Annotated in this window: 18 protein-coding genes; 6 read left to right on the top strand and 12 right to left on the bottom strand. The window is 40.4% G+C overall.

Annotated elements, in window-relative coordinates; translation table 11 throughout:
* Positions 1-30: 30 nt before the first annotated feature.
* On the top strand, positions 31-717 hold the full coding sequence (locus B4G94_RS19535) for a hypothetical protein (RefSeq protein WP_286861229.1): 687 nt from the start codon (positions 31-33) through the stop codon (positions 715-717).
* Between the two features lie 5 nt (positions 718-722).
* Here B4G94_RS19535 and B4G94_RS19530 read toward each other — a convergent pair whose 3' ends face one another.
* Positions 723-1724: a YihY/virulence factor BrkB family protein gene (locus tag B4G94_RS19530; protein WP_108636955.1), complete on the bottom strand. Its 1002-nt coding sequence runs from the start codon at positions 1722-1724 to the stop codon at positions 723-725.
* Between the two features lie 35 nt (positions 1725-1759).
* Entirely contained in the window at positions 1760-3526 is a 1767-nt protein-coding gene (locus B4G94_RS19525; RefSeq protein ID WP_286861226.1) for an AMP-dependent synthetase/ligase, read from the bottom strand.
* A gap of 168 nt (positions 3527-3694) precedes the next feature.
* Here B4G94_RS19525 and B4G94_RS19520 point away from each other — a divergent pair, with 168 nt between their 5' ends.
* Positions 3695-4195: a hypothetical protein gene (locus B4G94_RS19520; protein ID WP_108636953.1), complete on the top strand. Its 501-nt coding sequence runs from the start codon at positions 3695-3697 to the stop codon at positions 4193-4195.
* 96 nt (positions 4196-4291) lie between these two features.
* Here B4G94_RS19520 and B4G94_RS19515 read toward each other — a convergent pair whose 3' ends face one another.
* Entirely contained in the window at positions 4292-6037 is a 1746-nt protein-coding gene (locus tag B4G94_RS19515) for a M61 family metallopeptidase (RefSeq protein ID WP_286861224.1), read from the bottom strand.
* Positions 6038-6295: 258 nt separating this feature from the next.
* Here B4G94_RS19515 and B4G94_RS19510 point away from each other — a divergent pair, with 258 nt between their 5' ends.
* Positions 6296-7162, top strand: coding sequence for an N-acetylglucosamine kinase (locus B4G94_RS19510; RefSeq protein WP_108636951.1), 867 nt, complete (start codon positions 6296-6298; stop codon positions 7160-7162).
* Positions 7163-7174: 12 nt separating this feature from the next.
* Positions 7175-7699, top strand: coding sequence for a glutathione peroxidase (locus B4G94_RS19505; RefSeq protein WP_108636950.1), 525 nt, complete (start codon positions 7175-7177; stop codon positions 7697-7699).
* Between the two features lie 150 nt (positions 7700-7849).
* On the opposite strand, the gene B4G94_RS19500 is transcribed toward B4G94_RS19505, so the two are convergent.
* Both B4G94_RS19500 and B4G94_RS19495 read right to left on the bottom strand, forming a co-directional pair.
* On the bottom strand, positions 7850-8986 hold the full coding sequence (locus B4G94_RS19500; protein ID WP_286861220.1) for a serine hydrolase domain-containing protein: 1137 nt from the start codon (positions 8984-8986) through the stop codon (positions 7850-7852).
* Positions 8987-9021: 35 nt separating this feature from the next.
* Complete coding sequence (locus tag B4G94_RS19495) at positions 9022-9903, bottom strand: LysR family transcriptional regulator (protein ID WP_165305742.1); 882 nt, start codon at positions 9901-9903, stop codon at positions 9022-9024.
* A 196-nt stretch (positions 9904-10099) separates the two neighbouring features.
* Between B4G94_RS19495 and B4G94_RS19490 the strand changes: the two genes are divergently transcribed.
* Positions 10100-10813 (top strand): class I SAM-dependent methyltransferase, encoded by a 714-nt coding sequence (locus B4G94_RS19490; RefSeq protein ID WP_286861216.1) that lies wholly within the window; start codon positions 10100-10102, stop codon positions 10811-10813.
* A gap of 392 nt (positions 10814-11205) precedes the next feature.
* Here B4G94_RS19490 and B4G94_RS19485 read toward each other — a convergent pair whose 3' ends face one another.
* From B4G94_RS19485 to B4G94_RS19475, 3 genes are read right to left on the bottom strand one after another with little or no spacing between them, the layout of a single operon-like run.
* Positions 11206-11661, bottom strand: coding sequence for an NUDIX domain-containing protein (locus B4G94_RS19485; RefSeq protein ID WP_108636946.1), 456 nt, complete (start codon positions 11659-11661; stop codon positions 11206-11208).
* 36 nt (positions 11662-11697) lie between these two features.
* Entirely contained in the window at positions 11698-12444 is a 747-nt protein-coding gene (locus B4G94_RS19480) for a hypothetical protein (protein ID WP_286861212.1), read from the bottom strand.
* Between the two features lie 52 nt (positions 12445-12496).
* On the bottom strand, positions 12497-13687 hold the full coding sequence (locus tag B4G94_RS19475) for a DEAD/DEAH box helicase (RefSeq protein ID WP_286861207.1): 1191 nt from the start codon (positions 13685-13687) through the stop codon (positions 12497-12499).
* 194 nt (positions 13688-13881) lie between these two features.
* Here B4G94_RS19475 and B4G94_RS19470 point away from each other — a divergent pair, with 194 nt between their 5' ends.
* Positions 13882-16299, top strand: a complete 2418-nt coding sequence (locus B4G94_RS19470) for an alpha-ketoacid dehydrogenase subunit alpha/beta (protein WP_286861205.1) — start codon at positions 13882-13884, stop codon at positions 16297-16299.
* Between the two features lie 120 nt (positions 16300-16419).
* Here B4G94_RS19470 and B4G94_RS19465 read toward each other — a convergent pair whose 3' ends face one another.
* The 4 genes from B4G94_RS19465 to B4G94_RS19450 all read right to left on the bottom strand — a co-directional run bounded on the left by B4G94_RS19465 (position 16420) and on the right by B4G94_RS19450 (position 20941).
* Positions 16420-17274 carry an ROK family protein gene (locus B4G94_RS19465; protein WP_286861203.1) on the bottom strand — a complete coding sequence of 285 codons (855 nt, stop codon included), beginning with the start codon at positions 17272-17274 and terminating at the stop codon, positions 16420-16422.
* Entirely contained in the window at positions 17261-18367 is a 1107-nt protein-coding gene (gene aroC, locus B4G94_RS19460) for a chorismate synthase (protein WP_286861200.1), read from the bottom strand. Before aroC ends, B4G94_RS19465 begins: the two co-directional genes overlap by 14 nt.
* A 211-nt stretch (positions 18368-18578) precedes the next feature.
* The gene (aroA, locus tag B4G94_RS19455; RefSeq protein WP_286861197.1) at positions 18579-19829 is read right to left on the bottom strand and encodes a 3-phosphoshikimate 1-carboxyvinyltransferase; all 1251 of its coding nucleotides are present in this window, start codon (positions 19827-19829) and stop codon (positions 18579-18581) included.
* The gene (locus tag B4G94_RS19450) at positions 19829-20941 is read right to left on the bottom strand and encodes a chorismate mutase (RefSeq protein ID WP_108636939.1); all 1113 of its coding nucleotides are present in this window, start codon (positions 20939-20941) and stop codon (positions 19829-19831) included. Before B4G94_RS19450 ends, aroA begins: the two co-directional genes overlap by 1 nt.
* Positions 20942-20959 lie beyond the last annotated feature (18 nt).

The raw sequence follows: 20959 nt of genomic DNA, 5'->3' as shown, positions 1-20959 counted from the left end.
TTGTTCTTATTCAGTATTAAACGCTTTTAAATGAAAAGATTTCTTCTTGCTTTCATTCTTCTTTTGTTGTTGAGCATGGATACCTATGCTCAGGGCGGTGTTGACACGATTCATTACCGAAAAGTTTATTATTGGGGAACAACTGGAATGGGTTTCCCCATTGGCAAGACCAAAGATATACTTTCCCCTAAATTTTCAGGTAGCATTGGTTTGGATATCTCCCTCAAAAACTCGATGTTTTTTGTCTCCCCGACATTGTATACTTTGTCATTCAAATACAAGCAACGTCTGCCTGATCCCGATTTTGCCTATCGTATCGAAGATGCAAATACGAACTTTTATACCTTTGCTTTTTCAGGTGGCGTGCGCAAACAGATGCGCAGGCTGAATGTTTACGGCTTCCTGGGACCGGGGGTTGGATTGACCAGTGAGCCCCGTGCGAATGTGCTGATCGATGAGAAACTCGTTAAGATGGAAAATAAAAATCATTTTAATCTGTCGAGTAAATTAGGTGCTGGAGCTGATTATAAATTTAACGGCTTTTTTCTTGGCTTGGAATTGGGTTACCTGCATAATTTTAGAAAAATACAGCATACACCCGTCAATATTTTTACCGTAATGATTGGCCTGAAATCAGATATCACACAAATTAGTGATAGAGTCATTGACGTGATTGGCATCGATGGTTCCATTAGTGGAAAAAAAGAGAAAAAATAGTGCGGTTACTTTAATACCTGAATCGTATCGCCGATATGGGCCTCAGCATCGGTGCCCATTTTCTTTACTTTTTCTGTTTGTTCAATGGCAACGGCAAATGCCGAAGGGACAATACCTGCACCAAATTTGATCGCATAAAATTTGGTAAATTCTGCTCCAAAGTAAAGTATCGCGGCTGAATAATAGATCCACAATAACATGATGATGATCGAACCAGCTGCACCGTAAAAACTTGCCGTGGAAGAAAGGTTGAGATAAAGCGAGATACCGTAGCGGCCCAACATAAAAAGAAGCCCGGTGAAAATCGCCCCGCCGAGCATATCACGGAATTTGACCTTAGCATCGGGCAGAAACGAAAAGATAAATCCAAAAAGTATAACAATAACAGAAAATGTGATGCCGGTATTGACCCAAGATATCAGGGCAATCGGGATGATGGGGAAATAAGTCATGACCAAATTGGTCACCGCAACGATAACCCCATTTATCATCAGGGAAGCAATTAACAAAAAGCCTAAAGCGATCACGATGGAAAAGGAAATAAGTCTATTAATGATCAGTTTTAACCATCCTTTCTTGGGTTTGGGCTTTACTTTCCAGATGTTGTTTATTGAATCTTGGATATCTACAAACAAAGTTGTGGAGGAAATGACCAGGGTGACAATACCGATTGTGATCCCCATATTGGATTTATTTTCAAAAGTAATTTTCTGAAGATAGGACTGAATCTGCGTGGTCACATCTTGCCCAAAAAGTACCATGACCTCTTCGAGTACCTGATCCTGTGCGGAAGAACCACTTTCAAGATGTTCTCCATAAAAGAAACCGATACACCAAATGACGATCATCAGCAAGGGACCTATGGAAAAGATTGTATAATAAGCCAGTGATGCACTTTTCTTCATGCATTTGTCATCATTGAATCCATTGAAGGCGTCAATCATGACTTGCCAAATATTTTTCCAGTATCCGAATGTAAATAGATCTTTTAGTGTAACCTGCTTCATAATAAGATTATCCGCTCCAATAATCGTGCAAATTGTTATTCTTGATTCTGCTCTACATACAATTTGTCGATCGCAGCTTCATTCTCTTTTAAAATAACTTTTCGTTTCAAACTCAATTTTGGGGTCAGCTGCCCCTCATTTATTGTCCATTCTTTTGGTAGAAGGATGAATTTCTTGACAATCTCCCAATGGCCAAAGTTACTTGATAATCGGTTTATTTCATCTTGATATTTTTGAATAACTTCTGGATTTTTGATGATTTCTTCATTGGAATTCCTGGATATCCCTTTTTGAGCAGCCCATTTTGAAAGGACATCAAAGGCGGGAACGATCAGTGCGCTTGGAAATTTTTTGTTTTCACCGATCACCATGACCTGTCCGATCATGGTGGATTCCATTAATTTATTTTCGATAGACTGGGGGGCAATGTATTTTCCGCCAGCAGTTTTAAACATCTCTTTCTTCCGGTCGGTGATTTTTAGAAAACCATCCGGAGTAATTTCACCGATATCTCCGGTTTTGAAGAACCCATTTTCATCGAAAGCTTCTTTCGTGGCCTCTTCATTTTGATAATATCCGATAGTAATACTGGGGCCTTTCACAAGAATCTCACCATCTGAAGCGATTTTTACGTCAAGGTTCTTAAGCGGCTTTCCGACTGTTCCAAATTTTAACCCATTGGGTAGATAGGAGTTTACGGCGATAACTGGCGAGGTTTCGGTTAAACCGTAGCCTTCAAGTACTTTCAGGTCAGCTGCCCAAAATATGCGTGCTAAACGCTCTTGAAGCGCTGCTCCACCAGATACGATAATCTTAATATTCCCTCCTAATGCTTCCTGCCATTTCGAAAAAATGAGTTTGCGGGCAATACGCAGTTTCAAACTGTAAAATAATCCATTTTTGCCCGGCTCCTGAAATTTTAGCCCTAAGTCCACGGCCCAAAAGAACAAATTCTTTTTAATTCCGGTGAGCGCCTTCCCTTTTTCAATAATCTTGTCATAGACTTTTTCCAGTACACGCGGTACTGTGGTAAAGACATCTGGTTTGACATCATTGATATCGGCAACCACATTATCCAAAGTTTCTGAAAAGTAAATTTGAATACCTTTTGAGTAGTACATATATACCACCATACGTTCAAAAATATGACATAAGGGAAGAAAGCTGAGTGCCGTTTTGAAATCTTCCCGTATCAGATAATTACAGGCGGTGACATTGCTATAGACATTTTTATGCGAGAGGTACACCCCCTTGGGACGTCCAGTAGTTCCTGAGGTATAAATTAAGGTCAACAGGTCATCCTCCGTGACGCTATCGCGATGGACGGATAGATCGGTGGTTTCATCTACTGCACTGGCTATTAATTCGTTTAAAGGGGTATGATTTTCAATCTGGTCAAACGTATACACCCGTGGCTGTATACCATGTTCTTTGATTGCTTGCCCAATACGCGCAGTCAATTCTTTATTGCTTACAAATAGTACTTTGACATCCGAATCGTTGACGATGAATGACAGATCCTGTGCCGACAAAGTAGGATAGAGGGGTACTGTTGCAAGTCCTATTTGATTGCAGGCAAAATCAACCAAATTCCATTCAGGCCTATTTCCGGACATTATTCCCACACGATCCCCCTTCTTCAGGTCCAACTTTAGGAGTGCCCTACTCAAGGTGTCAATTGCTGCTGTATATTCTTTGGTAGAATACGTTTTCCAGCTGCCACTGGCATCTCGTCCTGCCACCATAATGTCCTTTGCGTATTTTTCTTTATATAAGGTTATAAAGTCAAAAATTCTGCCCATATCACTTCAGTTTATTTGGTTACCACTACTGACTTAAATATAAAAAAAATATCAGAAATAAAGTTGTTGATATTGGATTAATGTCATAACAAATTAAACATTGTGTCGTTATAGCTGTAATTGTTACTTTTGGAATATATAAAGAAGCATATAACGCGTTCAATTTTTATGAGAAAAATATTTTTGGCTGTCGGTGGAATGCTGATGTTTGGTGCATTGTCCAATAAAGCTGTAGCTCAGTTGGATAATAGAGGCGCTATTGGAGGGCGATTTGGTTCTGCTCAAGGAATTACTTACCGTCATACGCTTAATTCGAATCACGCTTTGGAAGGTATTATGAGTATTCAGAGCAATTCCGATTATCGACGATTTCGTGTCGTTGGATTATACGAGATTTACAAACCTTTGACAGCTGGTCTAAATTGGTACTATGGCTTTGGTGGAAGTATCGGTTCTTACAAAGAAAAGGATAAAATTATAGAGGGGCAGCGCCATTCGTTTGACTCCCATCTTAATTTAAGTATAGACGGTATTGTGGGGATTGAATATAATATCCCTCAGGCTCCCTTTCAGATTTCATTGGATGTAAAACCTTATTTTGATTTTCTGAATGAATCCAGTCTCAAGATATTTGATCCTATCGGATTCTCGGTAAGATATAAGTTCTAAATAAACAGCCCCGGCAAAAATATATTTTTGCCGGGGCTGTTTAAAGATTGCCGGTGGCTAAAGCGTCACGATGTAATTGTCTCCGGAATATTCAGGTCAGGCCATCCAGATTTTTCCCAGCAGCTCCTGTAAGAATGTCTGTTCTTTTAGCTGGCGGATCTCATAGATTTTCTTGTTGTTCTTTCTGATTTGGACCGGTATTTCCCGCACGATCCCATCTCTTGCAATAAGGAAATTCAATAGGTCGCCGTCAGCAGCATGCTGTGTAATGAAATCGATCTCCTTGTCTTTTACATCTAATCTGACATTATTTATTGCAATCAATTCATCTTTTACACTCAATCCTGCATCATAGGCGCCAGTTCCTTTTTCAACGGTCGCGATGCTGATCAATCCATCTATTTTGTTGGTCGTGATGCCCAATGTTAAGGTCTCCTTATCTTTGTTGCTGTCTACAATTTCATAACCCACCAAATTGAAATAAGCATTGTAATCGAGTTCACCGTCCTGGTGGGCTGCCTGGAATATGTCATCCAGTGAAGTGCCCGCAATACGTTCCGCAAGGCTCTGGAATTCATTTTCTTCAAATCCACGGTCGAGGTTTAAGAAAAACTCTTCGTAAGCCGCCCGGATGATATCATCCAATTTAATTTTTCCATCTGTGGCTGCGATGACTTTGATGTCCAGTAATGCGGTAAGCATTGCTCCTTTATTATAATAGGAGATGGACGAATTGATCGCATTTTCATCCGGCCTATAATATTTGATCCAGGTGTCAAAGCTCGAGGCAGCAGCAGATTGTATTTCATGCCCCGGACGGTTCAGGACAATATTGAAGTCATTTGCCAATAATGTCAGGTATTCCTTTTCATCATAGAATCCACAGCGTTTAATGATTAAATTGTCGTAATATGAGGTGAAGCCCTCCATGATCCACAAGCCCGTGGTATAGTTCTCCCCATCATAGTCAAAAGGTCCCAGTGCTTTAGGGCGAAGTCGCTTTACATTCCATAAATGAAAATATTCATGGGCAACCAGGCTCAGGTATGTTTTGTAGCTGTTTTCATTTCGGTAGGCATTTCTCGATGCACCCAATACCGTGGAGTTGAAGTGTTCAAGTCCTCCGCCACCGGACTGATAATTGTGTGTGATGATGACGTAACGTTTATTGGGATTTGATCCCCAGATACGGGTTTCTTCTTCCACAATACGTGTAATGTCTCTTGTAAGGCGTTCTTTATCATAGGATCCACCGCCTACCATAGCACACTCATGTTCTACTCCCGCAGCCTGAAACTTCCAGATATCCTGATTTCCTACTTCAATCGGACTATCATATAAAACATCAAAATTAGGTGCATGAAAAGTATGTTGAGTCAGGCGTTCCAGTCCGGTTGAAATATTTTTCCAAGTCTCTTTTGGCACGATAACAATTCGCGAAGGAATGTTGATATAACTGTCAATATGTAGAAATGTGGCTGTTGGAACAATAAATGCGTGGTCGCTGTCGAAAAAGTTCGTGCGGACAGAAACTTCAAAGCCATATACGGCATAGCTGATATCCAGCTGATCCAGAGCATCTGTTGTAACACGCCAGGTATTTTTTGAAATTTTGCGGAAAGGAATGGGATTTCCGTCGGTATCAACAGGTTTAAACCGCTCTACATTTTTTGCATATTCACGAATTAAATAGGAACCTGGGGACCAAACTGGCATTTTGAGATCAACATAAGGCTGATTGAGTTTTTTTATGCTCATTTTTACGTTAATGTAATGAGCCTGTACTTCTGGAAAAGATACCTCAAAGTTTATTACGGGTATATTTAAATGGTCACTATCCATGAAAGATGATTTTAGTATGCGCTACAAAATTAAAAGTATCTTATGCTTAAATCAAACAAAAAAATGTTTTATTGGTTCTTCAATAGTTCATTAAATCCGTTAGACTTTGATTGATTTAAAAAGTTTCATTGGATTGTAAAGATGTCACATAAGAAATCCAAGATACGTATTTTCTTTAAGAATCGTCGTTTCAGTTTGGACGTAATTTTCGTATATTTGATACACTAGTTTATCAGGGGAAAATAATCAAGAATTTGTATGATCTTAGTTGTTGATAGTGGCTCGTCAAAGTCAGATTGGAAATTGGAATTGCCCGACAGTGCACCTATTTCGTTCAGTACAAATGGACTCAATCCTTTTTTCGTTAACGAAAAAGAAATTACACGGGTTATTAAAGAGATACCCGAAATAATACCTTATGCGGATGAGGTTACGGAGCTTTATTTTTTTGGAGCTGGCTGCATTACCCCAGATCGCCGTGAAATGGTTTCAAATGCCTTGACCCCCCTGTTCGAAAATGCTTATATCGCTGTTGAGAATGATCTTTTCGGATGTGCGTTGGCAACCTGTGGCAATAAAAAAGGATATGTTGCCACGCTTGGTACAGGATCGGACCTGAGCTTTTTTGATGGCGAAGAGCTGATGCCTTCGCACAATGGCAACGGTTATGTGTTGGGAGATGAAGGCTCTGGGGCCTATTTTGGGAAAAAGCTTCTTCGTTTATTTCTTTATGGGCGTATGCCGAAAGATCTGAACGAGAAATTTGCGGTCAAATACCGCATAAATAAAGAGATTGTTATAAAAAACGTGTATCAGAAGGAACGGCCAAATGCTTTTTTAGCATCTTTTGCGCCTTTCATGTCTGATAATATTACCCATCCATTTATCATCGACCTGGTAAAAGGTGGTTTTGAAGAGTTCGTTCAGGCATCTATTTTAACTTATGCTGATTACAATCAGTATGAGTGCCACTTTGTGGGGTCAATTGCTTACAGTTTTGATTTATTATTACGTGAAGTGTGTGAAACGCATCAGATTAAGGTCGGAACAATCCTCAAGTCACCTATTAATGAATTGTTCAATGCAGTGTTGGAAAGAGAGAGTAACTCATTGTTGAGTCTTTAAACTAAAAAAAATATGATTATAGCGACTATTATGGTGTATATGTCAATGTTATTTGGCAATCCCGAAATTTATAATTTCACTTTTAAGACCCTGGAAGGGCAGGAAGTGAAAATGTCCGATTTCAAAGGCAAGAAGATTTTGATCGTCAATACAGCGTCTAAATGCGGTTTTACGAAACAGTATAAAGACTTGGAAGAACTGCACAAGACCTTTGGCGATAAATTGGTGATCATTGGTTTTCCGGCGAATAACTTTGGACAGCAGGAGCCGGGTTCCAATACCGAGATTCAAGAATTTTGTGAGCGGAATTATGGTGTGGATTTTTTAATGGCAGAAAAGGTAGATGTGAAAGGTGATCAGATTTCGCCATTATTTAAATATTTGATCACACAAAATAATCCTGATTTTACCGGCGATATTAAATGGAACTTCGAAAAATTCCTGATTGATGAAAATGGTCAGCTGGTACACCGCTTTCGATCAGCAACCAATCCATTGGATCCGGCAATTGTAAACTGGGTTGAGAATAAAAAATAAATCAATCCATACGCTCAACGATACGATACCCCCAAAAAGTCGAACACTATTTGGGGGTATTTTTATGGGTTGTTGTGGAAGCTGCTATCCATTTAATTTTTTTCTTTACTGCTTGAAACAGACAGTCAGACTCTGTCTTTAGACTTCAGCCTATTTTATAAAGCTATCATACAGGGCTTGGATGCAATCTTTAAGCAAAGGATTGAAATTTTCGCTATCTGGTAAGTTGCAGCCATTGGTGATCACTACGAATCCATATTTTTTTGCGGGATTAAAAAATAGCGCACTGTATAAACCATAGGCAGATCCGGTGTGTCCTGTTAAAGTGACCCCGGGAATAATGCTGCTTTCGTTCATGATGGCAAGACCATAACCCGATTGCTTGTTGACCGCCGTTTGCATGATCTTTGCATATTTTTTATCCATTATTTTTTTCCCGTTAGCCGTACCATAGTTCATGTGCATGAGCATGTATTTTGCAAGATCGAGTGCTGATATTTTCATACCACCAGTGGGTGAGAGTACAGGGGTCGTATAGCCTGGTTGATAGGCTGCAAGTTCTTCGCGTCTTGGGGCATAGGCGTTTGCTTCTTCGATAAAATTAGCTTTGTCATCGAATGAGTATAAAGGGACTAATCTCGAATGATCCAGCGAGTCAACACAATAGCCACCATAAAGTTGCAATGGCTTGAGAATGTTTTTGGAGATATAGTTATCAAAACGCATCTGCGTCAGTTTCTCCAATACGGCTCCCGCCATATTAAAATTTAGATTACAATACTGATACTGGCTGCCCGGGGCATAACTGTTGTATGAATCTTGCCAGTTCGGATTTTTGGATGGATTGATCACATCCAGATTAAAATAACCGTTTTTATCATTAATACTGGAGGTGTGGGAAAGTACCATCCGCAGGGTAATTTTTACCTCAGGGTAGTTTGGATTTCTAATCGGGAAACCAATTAGATCGCCGAAATCATCATCTAAAGAACAGTGGCCCTGTTTTAAGAGTTGCATAAAAGAGGTGGCTGTAAATGACTTTGATATGGAAGCTATCCGGAAGATGTCGTTGTCCTGTAACGGGGTTTTGTCTTTTATATTTTTGTAACCATAGTTTTTATGAAAGTCAATCTGGTTGTTTTTGACGAGTACGACACTTAATCCTATTGCTTGATAGTGCTGCATAATGGCCTGCAATTTCTGGTCAATTTCTGATGCCTGCTGTCCGAACAATAGTACGGGGAGCAACAGCGTTAATTGTAGCAGGGAAATGATGGTCTTTTTCATTGTTTGAATCAGGACAAACCAGTCCGGTTTTTTTATTATGCTTTATTAAATTTAAGGTATTCCTTTTGAATACATTGAATGAACTCTCCGAGTGCACTGTTCTTACTTTTTATATTGGAAACCAAAATAACTTCTGTTTTGCTATCTATATCATCGAGTTTCATGATCTTTAATTTCAGATGAGGATACTGTTTTATCGTTGATGCAGGAACAACAGCTAATCCTAAACCTTGTGACACCAATTCGAGGATGGAAGACATGGAATTGCTCTGGTGCACAATCTTGGGCTCAAATCCCATGCGATTACAGGTATTGATTGTTAAGCGATGATATTCAGAAGCATATTTTTGGTTGAAGGAGATGAAATTCTCGTTGAAGAAATTGATATCCTTGAAGTCGACTGCTGTGGATCCGACAATGACCATTGGGTCTTCGAATAGCGGTGTGATCAGGAGCTCGCTAGCGTATATGGGCGCACGCATAATTCCGAGATCCAATTTTCCGTTTTCTAACGCTGCTTTTTGTTTTTGTGTGGATGTCTCAAATAGGCTGACCCGTAGATAGGGGAATTTTTGCTGAATCTGTTTTAATACCGTCGCCAACATTTGTTTGGGAGTGGAACTGATGTAGCCTAATTTAAATTCTCCGGAAATATTGTTATGAATCTGTTTGGTGATTGTTTTGCTATGCTCTAAGTTCTGGAGGAGCTCGCCCACCTCTTCCAAAAAGTATTTACCAGCCTCAGTCAGTTCCACCCTCTTGTTTGTTCTGAAGAAGAGTATAACACCAAGCTCATCTTCAAGATCTTTGATCTGTCTACTTAGCGGTGGTTGGGACATAAATAAACGCTCGGCTGCTCTTCCGAAGTGAAGTTCCTCGGCTACTGTTTTGAAATAAATAAGATGTCTGATTTCCATTGATACTTTTTTGGTATGAATCGATGACAAAATAAATATTTTTAATGAATTCGAGTTAACCCTACCTTTAAATAATTAAAATTTATATATCCTATCTTATCGAAAAAAGCCTGACATGCTTTTCAAAACGACCCGGATACGATGTATTCATCGAAAGACAACAGAGCATAGTTAGCTCGTAAATAAATATATTACTATGAATAAAGCAACATTACAGGAGATTGAAACGCGATTTGACAAGGATGTCGAACGGTTTGCTAATTTAGAGACAGGGCAGGCGACGACATTGGATGCAGTATGGAATATGGAACTTATAACGGATGCGATTTCATCCCTTTACCCGGATCTCGAGCAGGTGTTGGATATTGGCTGCGGTGCAGGTAACTATGATGTCAAATTATTGCAAAAAGTCAGTTCCAACCCAGATGTTACCTTAGTTGATCTGAGTTTACCGATGTTAGAACGCGCTAAAGAACGTGTCGGAGCACTTACCAGTGGGCGGGTGCATCAGGTCAAAGGCGATTTTCGGCAGGCCGATCTATCCGAGGGAAAATATGATGTAATAATTGCGACGGCGGTATTACACCATCTGCGGGACGATCAGGATTGGGAGACTGCATTCCGGAAACTATTTAGATTACTCAAAAGTGGTGGTAGCGTATGGATTTTCGATCTTATCGAACAAAATAGTGCGCCTCTCCAAGAGTTGATCTATCGCGAAAAATATGGAGCCTACTTAACGAATTTGCAGAATGAAGCCTATCGCGATCATGTCTTTGCCTATATTGAACATGAGGATACACCGAGACCGTTGGTGTATCAGCTTGAGCTATTGGCAAAAGTCGGATTTAAAGATATCGATGTATTGCATAAAAATTTGTGTTTTGCTTCTTTCGTCGCATTCAAATAGAATCCGCAATTGTTGCTGTCGTTGTCGGGGGTTGAAATGAGAGCGAGTATCTAACCGTGCTCCCGGGATGTATAAAAGACTCTAAATAAAGGTGTCAGATGGCAGCGTATAATAAGACAAAAAATAAGGCGATACGGGGAGTATCGCCATAAAATCACACTAACTATTAAAAAACCTATAGGACTAGGAATTTACAAATTCAATAAACCAATGTCTGTTTGATATCGCTTTTCTCTTCACTCATCTCGTCTTACGAGATATCAAAAAAATAATAAAATGTAATTATTAAGGTCAATACTTTAAAAAAACAAAGTATTTCCATTGGTTTACGTAAAGATATGTGTTTATTTTTTAAATACAAATAAAATTGACGAAAATTAAAAAAAATCTTATCATTTCAGCGTTTTCAAAAATTCTGTCCAGGCAACTTGATCTGTTTTAAATGTTAGATCTGCTATCCTAAGCACATGGACAGGAACCCATCGGAAAGACTGACGTTTATTATCTTCCACTTTCTCGTTCGGATCAAAGTCAAATGCCTTGGAGGTTGTTCTAATCTGAATGGCTGAAGTATTTTTGACCTGATAGTAAATTGATATGATCTGACTATCATTGAAACTTGATTTCTCGTAAAAATCAGTTGTATAGATATGCTTAACGACGTCAATGTCAAATGCGCACTCTTCTTGGTATTCTCTGATTAGAGCCTCTAATAGCCCCTCTCCATATTCTAATCCTCCGCCCGGAAATTTGGTAAATGAAACATTTTCCGTCCTCTCGTCACTGATCAGCACTTCCTCTTTCTCGTTGATCAATATTCCGTATACTCTTACGTTAAATGGAAACATTATTTATTCTCTATTTATATAATCAAATTTTTTCTTTTACAATGGCATAAAGCCATTTTCAATCGCAAACTCATCTAATCCGATATAGGAATAATGTCTTGGCAAGAACCAGCCGATTGCTTCCATGATATTCGTGAATTCTTTTTCTGTCCTAAATTGATTGGCAACAATATTAAAGACCAGATCTTGAGACACTTTTTCTTCGTCTTTATAATTACGTGCAATAAGCATAATTTTGGCGTTCTTTACACCATAATAATCCAAAAACTCACGGAGCTGTGTCCGGACATGACGCGGGAGGATTGTTTCCGATGGTTGACCAACTAATATTTCTTCATCTTTACCAATGGTGGTCTGTTCATTTTTTTGTGAAAAAATGCTCTGGTCTGTATAAAACTCGTCGTTCAAGAAATAATTAACCAAATCTCCATAGGTAAAGACCCAATCCGGGTTTGCATTTTGTGTATTGATGGCGATACCAAAACCTTTCGGCAATACAAAATCTTTCAAGCGATTTTTGATGACGAAAGCCTGAAAATTTTGATCCTTGGGTACACTTTCCAACTGGAAATAGGGAAATCCATCCGGACCGATGACTACTTCGGTTTCGGCGAGTTTCAATGTACACTCTGCGATGTTATTTAAGAAGGTATCACGCCATAATTCATCCCGCTCTGCAAAAGGAACCTCCATCAGATTATTAATGATGATGGTTTTTTCCAGATCCCCTAAACGATTGTCGTTCGCATTGTTACTATCGTCAAATAAATGTATTGTACTCATCTTGGACTGTGATTTTGTTAATTGCAGGTAAAAGTAAAAGAATAATTATAATTTAACGACGTTTTCTTGATTTTGATTGTCCTTTTCGGCTATTGTTTTGGCTACTGGACAGCATTTTCTCCCAACTCAGTAAAAATGGATGTTGATCGTCAATCTGTATCTGTTTATTTAGTGATAACTGTAGTTTGATCCACTTTTGGTTGTCTTCGGCGTCGCAGAGTGTGATGGCCGTACCATCAGCCTGAGAACGGCCTGTTCTTCCGATACGATGTGTATATACCTCAGGGGAATCCGGTACTTCATAGTTTATGATAGCTTCCAAATCGGGGAAATCTATGCCTCTTGCCAGCAAATCCGTCGCAATCAAGACCCTGTTTTCTTTATTTCTAAATTTGGAGATAATGTCCTCGCGTTGCTGTTGCGTCTTATCACCGTATAGTGTGAGTGCCAAAATGCCGTTTCGATGAAGATCTGATTCGATCCGTTCAACAGCATGTACTGTCCGCGTGAAAATAAGCACTTGCGATTTTATCCTATTTTCAAGCAGATATCGGATCAGATTTTTCTTGTCATTTTTATCTACATACAACACATATTCGTGTATTTTTCCTTTTTTAAGTTGATTTTCTACGACGATTTCGATTGGATTTTTGAGCCTTTTATGAATTATTTTATCCATTTCCGCTGTGCGTGTTGCCGATACGAAAATAGACTGTCTTTCCGTAGGAAGTGCCAGCATAATTTTATTGATTTCTAGTGCGAAACCCAGATCGAGCAGTTGATCAAATTCATCAATGACTAAGGTGTTTATAGCTTTCAGGTCAATAAGCTGTTGCTCTAAAAAGTCGAGTAGTCTGCCTGGCGTAGCCAGGATCAGCTGAGCTCTAGGGTAGGCTGCGAGTTGGCTTTCGTAAGTTCCGCCGCCATAAAAGCAAGCGATATTGAGGCTTGTACCTTCGATCAGCTTAGCGATTCTATCTTTCGTTTGGATGCAGAGTTCACGTGTTGGAAGCAGAATAAGAACGGAGGCATGTTCCTTTTGATCCTTTTCCAATAAATGTTGGACGAGGGGGATGGCGAAAGCTTCGGTTTTTCCGGTTCCCGTAGGGGCAATCGCCAGACAATCTTTGCCATCCAATAAGGCAGGGATAACCTGTTCCTGTACGGCTGTTAGTACCGAAAGCTTCTGTTTTTCAAGGTTGGAAAAAAGGAACTTATTGAGTTGTAGTGTTGAAAAATTCACAGTAAAAAAATAAAATTAATTCCTATCTATATTAATTAAAAATCTGCAAAAATTAGGAATTTTTCTCAAAAAGTACTAATTTGAGAAATTAGAATATTCTATTTCAAAATCGAACTATTGATTGTCAATTTATTTGACAAACACCAATTATATAGAATAATATTTTTGTTAAATTTGTTGAAACAAAAAAGAATATGCTTGATACTGCATTTGACCAAAACAATGAATCTATTTCCGCTTTGAGCTTTGACGAGTTCAAAAAGATTATTGTGAATGATTATCGAACTGCCTTGGAGAGTCGTTACGTGAGTTTATTGGGGCGTAAAGAAGTGCTTACCGGTAAGGCTAAGTTTGGTATTTTTGGCGATGGAAAAGAATTGGCACAAATTGCGATGGCTAAGGTCTTCAGAAATGGCGATTGGCGGTCGGGATATTACCGTGACCAAACATTTATATTTGCTTCGGGCATCAGTGATGTCTATCGTTTTTTTTCTCAATTGTATGCACATCCTGATGTTGAGGCAGATCCTTCTTCTGCCGGTCGGCAAATGAACTGTCATTTTTCTACACGGGTGTTGGATGATCAAGGGAATTGGCTTGATCAAACCGTGCAGAAGAATTCCTTCTCAGATATATCCACCACAGGTGGGCAGATGGCGCGGGTGCTGGGACTCGGATTGGCCTCTAAATTATATAAACAAAATAGAAATTTGGATTATTTGTCCTATTTCTCGAATAAAGGAAATGAAGTTACCTTCTGTACCATCGGGAATGCCGCAACGTCGGAGGGGGTATTTTTTGAAGTTATCAATGCTGCCGGAGTACATCAGATACCTGCAGTTATTTCTATTTGGGATGATGGTTACGGAATTTCGGTGTCGAATGAGACGCAGACCACAAAAGGTGATATTTCTGAAATACTCAAGGGTTTCCAAAAAGAAGAACTGACCAACGGAATTGAAATTTTCAAGGTCAGAGGATGGGATTATGCGGGCTTGTGTGAAACATATGAGCAGGCCGCCAGCATTGCAAGAGAAAAACATATCCCTTGTTTGATCCATGTGACCGAACTGACACAGCCACAGGGGCATTCCTCTTCGGGATCCCACGAGCGTTATAAATCTCAGGAACGCTTGCAGTGGGAAACGGACTTCGACTGTATCGCCAAAATGAAGGAGTGGATTCAAAGTTCGGGCATTGCTACGGATGAAGAGTTAGATCAATTGGATCGTGAGGCCAAAGATTTTGTTCGTCAGGAACAAAAAAGGGCTTGGGCTGATTATATCAGAACTTTGACACTTGAAGCAAAAGAAGCCATTGATTTATTGGCTCGAATTCCAAATGAGAAAGCGGACTTTGCGGCAAAAAAACTACAATCGATGGTAGAACCTTCTTTGAAAGAGGTCTATGGACAGGTCCGGAAGGTGCTCCATGAGCTTAAAGGAAGTCAGACTGAAGGCCGTCGGGAATTGTTGGACTGGTATAAGGTTAAACAGGAAAATAATGAAAAACGGTACAATTCCAAACTTTTTACCGATGGAGTTGATTCTCCGTTGAACGTACCTGTGGTTGCTGCAAATTATACGGACGATGCCAAGATCGTGGATGGTCGGGAAGTATTGAATCTTTGTTTTGAAGAAAATTTTCAACGCGATGAACGTTTACTGGCATTCGGAGAAGATGTTGGAAAGATCGGGGATGTCAACCAAGGATTTGCGGGCCTACAGGAGAAGCTCGGCGCGCATCGTGTATTTGATACCGGAATCCGTGAAAATTCGATTATCGGCAAGGGAATCGGGTTGGCGATTCGCGGCTTAAAACCAATTGCCGAAATTCAATATTTAGATTATTTGATCTATGGAATCACTGTTGCCAGTGATGATCTGGCAAGCTTAAGTTACCGTACTTTCGGAGGGCAAAAAGCACCGGTCATTATCCGTACCCGCGGACACCGTCTGGAAGGTATATGGCATTCCGGATCACCGATGTCCGTAATATTGGGGGCTTTAAGAGGATTGCATGTCTGTGTGCCACGTAATATGACACAGGCTGCTGGAATGTATAATACACTTTTCCGCTCTGATGAACCGGCTATTGTCGTTGAATGCCTGAATGGTTATCGCCTCAAAGAGCGTTTGCCGGAGAATGTTGGTGAATTTACGGTGCCGATCGGCTATGCAGAGCGTATTAAAGAGGGACAGGATATTACGGTTGTTTCCTATGGCTCAACGTTACGCGTTGTCGAAGAAGCTGCGGTAGAATTGGAACGTCTAGGGATATTTATCGAAATTATTGATGCTCAGACTTTGTTGCCGTTTGACAAAGCACAATTATGTGCTGAATCTCTGAAAAAAACAAATAAGTTGTTAGTGGTGGATGAGGATGTACCCGGAGGTGCTGCTGCATTTATACTACAGGAAATACTTGAAAATCAAAATGGTTATTATTTACTTGATAGCCAGCCTCGAACATTGACAGCAAAAGCGCATCGCCCTCCTTATGGTTCGGATGGTGACTATTTTTCGAAGCCATCTTCGGATGATGTTGTGGAAACGGTGTATGCAATCATGCATGAGGCTAATCCAGAAAAATATCCATCTATGTTTGAATAAATGGATATTTCTTTGGATCTGTTATTTTAATTATGCTATTCAAAGAGCTTCTTGTAAGACACTCTTTGAATAGCATTCATTTTTAGGGGAAATGCTTATTTTGTGTTTTAAGTCCTTGGACTAACTGAAAATACTTGCGGCGCCAATCATGGCAGCCTTCTCTCCCAATATAGCTGTATGGATGGTGAATCTATTGAATTCTTCCCGGTCCGCAATAAAGATAGGAAGTGCTTTTGCGATGTTGCCACCAATAATAAAGATATTCGTCTGGTATTTTTCTTCAAAAAATTGCATAAAATCAAATAGATGTGTTGCGTATTCATCCTTGATGGTTGCGAATGCAGCAGTTTCTCTATGATTGTCCAAGATTTCCTTTAAACCGGTGACATCTTTCCCTGTGATTTCTTTGAACCGTTTGACAAACCATCTTGTCACAAGATATTCTTCAAAGATACTTTCCTTGTAAGGTGTATTCCAGAGGTCTGCATCGAAGGCCTTCTCGCCCTTATTCCATACCGCAGATCCTAAGCCTGTCCCCAAAGTCATCCCGAGTATTCTCGGATTGGTCTGAAGGTTCTGTACAAATATTTCTCCCTGTAAAAAAGCTGCTGCATCATTGATAAAGTGAATGGCGGTAGGCGGTAGACCCAACTCAGCGGACAATAGGTTCTTAATATCTTTGTCGTACAAGTCATCGTACTTGCTTTGTCCTAACATTTTAGAAATCCCATTTTCATAGTCAAATGGTCCCGGCATTGCAATGCCAATGAATTGAATAGCAGTGGGTGAGGTGGTAATACTATCCCGTATTGTGGAAGCCCAGGTGTGTAAAATCGTTTTAGCATCTCCTTGAGAAAAAACGTGGTTTCTGACCACGTTCTCTAAATGTATATTCCATTGTTTGGTGTCAATGATACAGGCGGAAATATGAGTGCCTCCAATGTCAACACCTACGACATAATTATCTTGCAGCATGTTTGTAACTTTGATGTTTAAGTAGATGATCCGCAATCACAAGTGCCGCCATGGCTTCTACAATAATTACCGCCCTCGAAACAACACAAGGATCATGTCTTCCCTTGCCACTTGCGATGGCGGGGTTGCCATGGATATCGACTGTTTCTTGATCCCTCATGATGGTGGCAACAGGCTTAAATGCTACTTTAAAAGTAATATCCATACCGTTTGATATACCGCCTTGTATTCCCCCGGAGAAATTGGTATGTGTATGCACTTGATTTAAATCATGGTCATCTGCTACAAATATATCATTATGTTCGGAACCTCGCAACTCCGAACCTGCAAAACCTGATCCATATTCAAATCCGTGTACGGCATTGATGCTCATCATCGCTTTGGCGAGGTCAGCATGAAGTTTGTCAAATACGGGTTCCCCAAGTCCAACGGGAACCTGTCTTATCACTGCCGAAATGCGTCCACCTACTGTATCACCTGCTTTTCTCACGGAATCTATAAACTCGATCATTTCATTGGCTGTAGCTGGGTCAGCACAGCGTGCAATATTAGATTCCCGAAGCTCAAGCAGGGCTTTAAGATCTTTCGTGTCCAAATTCGGGGCTTCGATTGTACCTACACCGGAAACATGCGCGAAGATCTCGATGCCAAATTGTTGTAAAAAGCTCTTTGCAACAGCACCTGCAGCAACGCGGGCGGCTGTTTCACGGGCTGAAGAGCGGCCACCGCCACGGTAGTCTCGGATACCATATTTCATCTGATAGGTGAAGTCCGCGTGGGAAGGCCTAAAGATATCTTTAATATGGGTATAGTCTTTGGAACGTTGATCTTCATTAGGTATAACAATGGCAATCGGTGTTCCGGTCGACTTCCCTTCGAACACGCCCGATAATATCTGAGCAGTATCGCTTTCTTTTCGTTGTGTGGTAATCCTGGACTGTCCGGGTTTCCGTTTATCTAGTTCCGACTGTATAAACTCTTCGTCTATCGTTATATTTGAGGGGCAACCATCAATAATTACACCGATCGCTTTACCGTGTGATTCGCCAAAAGTGCTGATTCTGAATAAATCGCCAAATGAGTTTCCTGCCATAAAAATTAAATTTCAATAAACTTAGATAAATTTGCCTTTAAATGCAATGAAAACACTACTGTAAAACCTAACTTTATCAATTTTGATGCTTTTAAATCACATCTGAGTCTGTCTGCGGGTAGTGTCCTTCCGTTGCCATTAAAGTTATTAATAGCGTGTATATAGGTTATAAAAACCGGGAGCATAACTGTATTCTCCCGGTTTTTTGATATTAGTCAATGCTAAAAGATTGGGTTTGCAGATGTTTCCAGAAATCTGGATACGATTTTTCCACAACCATTGGCTCCGCGATACTGATCTGGTCAAAAACCAATGCAAGGGGCGCAAATGCCATTGCCATACGGTGGTCCTCATAGGTGTCAAAGGTTACCTCTTTTGGCTGGAATACCTGGGCTGTTTTAAGATGATAGGTTTCGTTATCTGCTATCAATTCAGCACCAAATTTTGCTATTTCAGTCTGTAAAGCGGCAATTCGGTCCGTTTCTTTGATCTTTAATGTCTCAAGACCTGTAAAAGAAACGTCACGGCCTAAAGCTGCAGCAACAACGACGACAGTCTGCGCGAGATCGGGGCATTCTTTGAAATCAAATAACGTTTTTTTCGAATCTATTGCTGTTTTTTGAAGATGCAAGCCATCGGCTTCAAAACTGGATTGCACGCCAAAATGCGTCATAATATCGACAATTGCAATATCTCCTTGCAGACTGTCTTTTTTAAGCCCCGGTAAGATAATCGATGCACCGTCTTCAGCCAGCGCTACAATAGCGTACCAGTAAGATGCTGCGCTCCAATCTGGCTCCACATAAATCGTGCTTTTTGAAAAAGTCTGTGGGGCGATATGTATTTCATTCGCTGTCCACTCATGCTGTATGCCGACGCTTTTTAGCATATCGAGGGTCATGGATACATAGGGTCTGGAAGTCAGTTCGCCCTCAATTTCCAATGTGAGCCCTTTTTTCAATGCAGGAGCAATTAATAGCAGCGCCGAGATATATTGGCTACTGATATTTCCTTTTATACGGACACGGTCCTTCCCCTGAAATAAGCCTCCTTCTATTTTTAGGGGCGGATAGCCGGCCTTTTTTTCATAATGAATGTCAGCGCCGATCTCCTTCATGGCATCAACCAATATACCAATTGGCCGTTGCTGCATGCGTTCGGTCCCAGTAAGGATAAAGTTTCCTTGAACAAGGTTCAGATAGGCCGTTAAAAAGCGCATTGCAGTACCTGCCGGACCAATGTCAATCGTGTTGTAGCCGGGTTGGGGATCTGATGCGATCTGCAAGACACGGTTTAACGTCACCGTATCGGCAGCCTCGGAAAGATTCGCTATATCAACCTGTCCCTTGCTCAACGAGCGGATAATAAGAGCACGGTTGCTCTCGGATTTTGATCCTGTCAGTTGAACCGTGCCTTTTATTTTTTTTGATGGGTGCGTCAGCTTGATGACTTGTTGATTCATTATGCTTCTGCTGTTGGTTGTTCCTGTGAATTCATTACCGCGTTTTGTTTACGGATAGATTCATTGTGAATTAATTCTAGGAATTTTGTTGCAAACTCACTACCCAAAGATAGCGCTTCAGCAAGTTTTGTACGTTTTTGAACAATCTCATCCCAACGGTTTACCTGTAAGATCGTCACATTGTTATCGCGTTTGTATTCACCGATTTTCTCTGCAATTTTCATACGCTCGCCAATTTTTTGAATAATTAAATCGTCCAATTTATCAATGTTGCTGCGCAATTCGGCTAATTTGTCCTCAAATGATGGGTTGTCAGAATCAGCCTTACGTAATGTTAAATGATTGATCAACTCTGCTAGGGCTGCTGGCGTAACTTGTTGTTTGGCATCAGTCCATGCAACAGAAGGATCAATATGTGATTCGATGATCAAACCTTGCATGTCCATATCCATTGCTTTTTGTGCGATGTACGGTAACAATTCGCGGTTACCACAGATGTGGCTAGGGTCATTGATGATCGGCAAATTAGGGCAAGCAGTTTTTAACTGGATGGCTAAATCCCACATCGGCTCGTTGCGGAATGCTGTTTTCTCGTAAGAAGAGAATCCACGGTGGATAGCACCTAATTTTTTGATGCCAGCGCGGTTGATACGCTCCAAAGCACCGATCCACAACGATAAATCTGGATTAACAGGGTTTTTTACGAAAACTGGTACATCTACTCCCTGTAGTGCATCAGCAATTTCTTGTACTGTGAACGGGTTTGCAGTTGAACGCGCGCCTACCCAAAGTACATCAACACCAGCTGCCAAAGCTTCTTCGACGTGTTTTGCTGTCGCAACCTCTGTAGCTGTCAATAAACCGGTCTCTTCTTTCGCTCTCTTCAACCACTCCAAACCAATGGAACCGATACCTTCAAATTCGCCTGGACGAGTACGTGGTTTCCAGATTCCAGCACGTAAAATATTTACTTTTCCAGTATTTGCCAATAGATGTGCCGTCGATACCAACTGTTCTTCTGTCTCAGCACTACAAGGGCCTGCGATAATTAAAGGTTTGTCTCCAGTATCCAACCATGATTTCAAAGGAGTGATTTCTAATGTATTTTTCATCGGAATAAATTTTTAAAG

This window comes from Sphingobacterium sp. UBA7625, assembly GCF_002484085.1.
In the GTDB taxonomy this organism is placed as follows: Bacteria; Bacteroidota; Bacteroidia; order Sphingobacteriales; family Sphingobacteriaceae; genus Sphingobacterium; species Sphingobacterium athyrii.
This window is presented reverse-complemented; position numbering and strand designations above follow the sequence as displayed.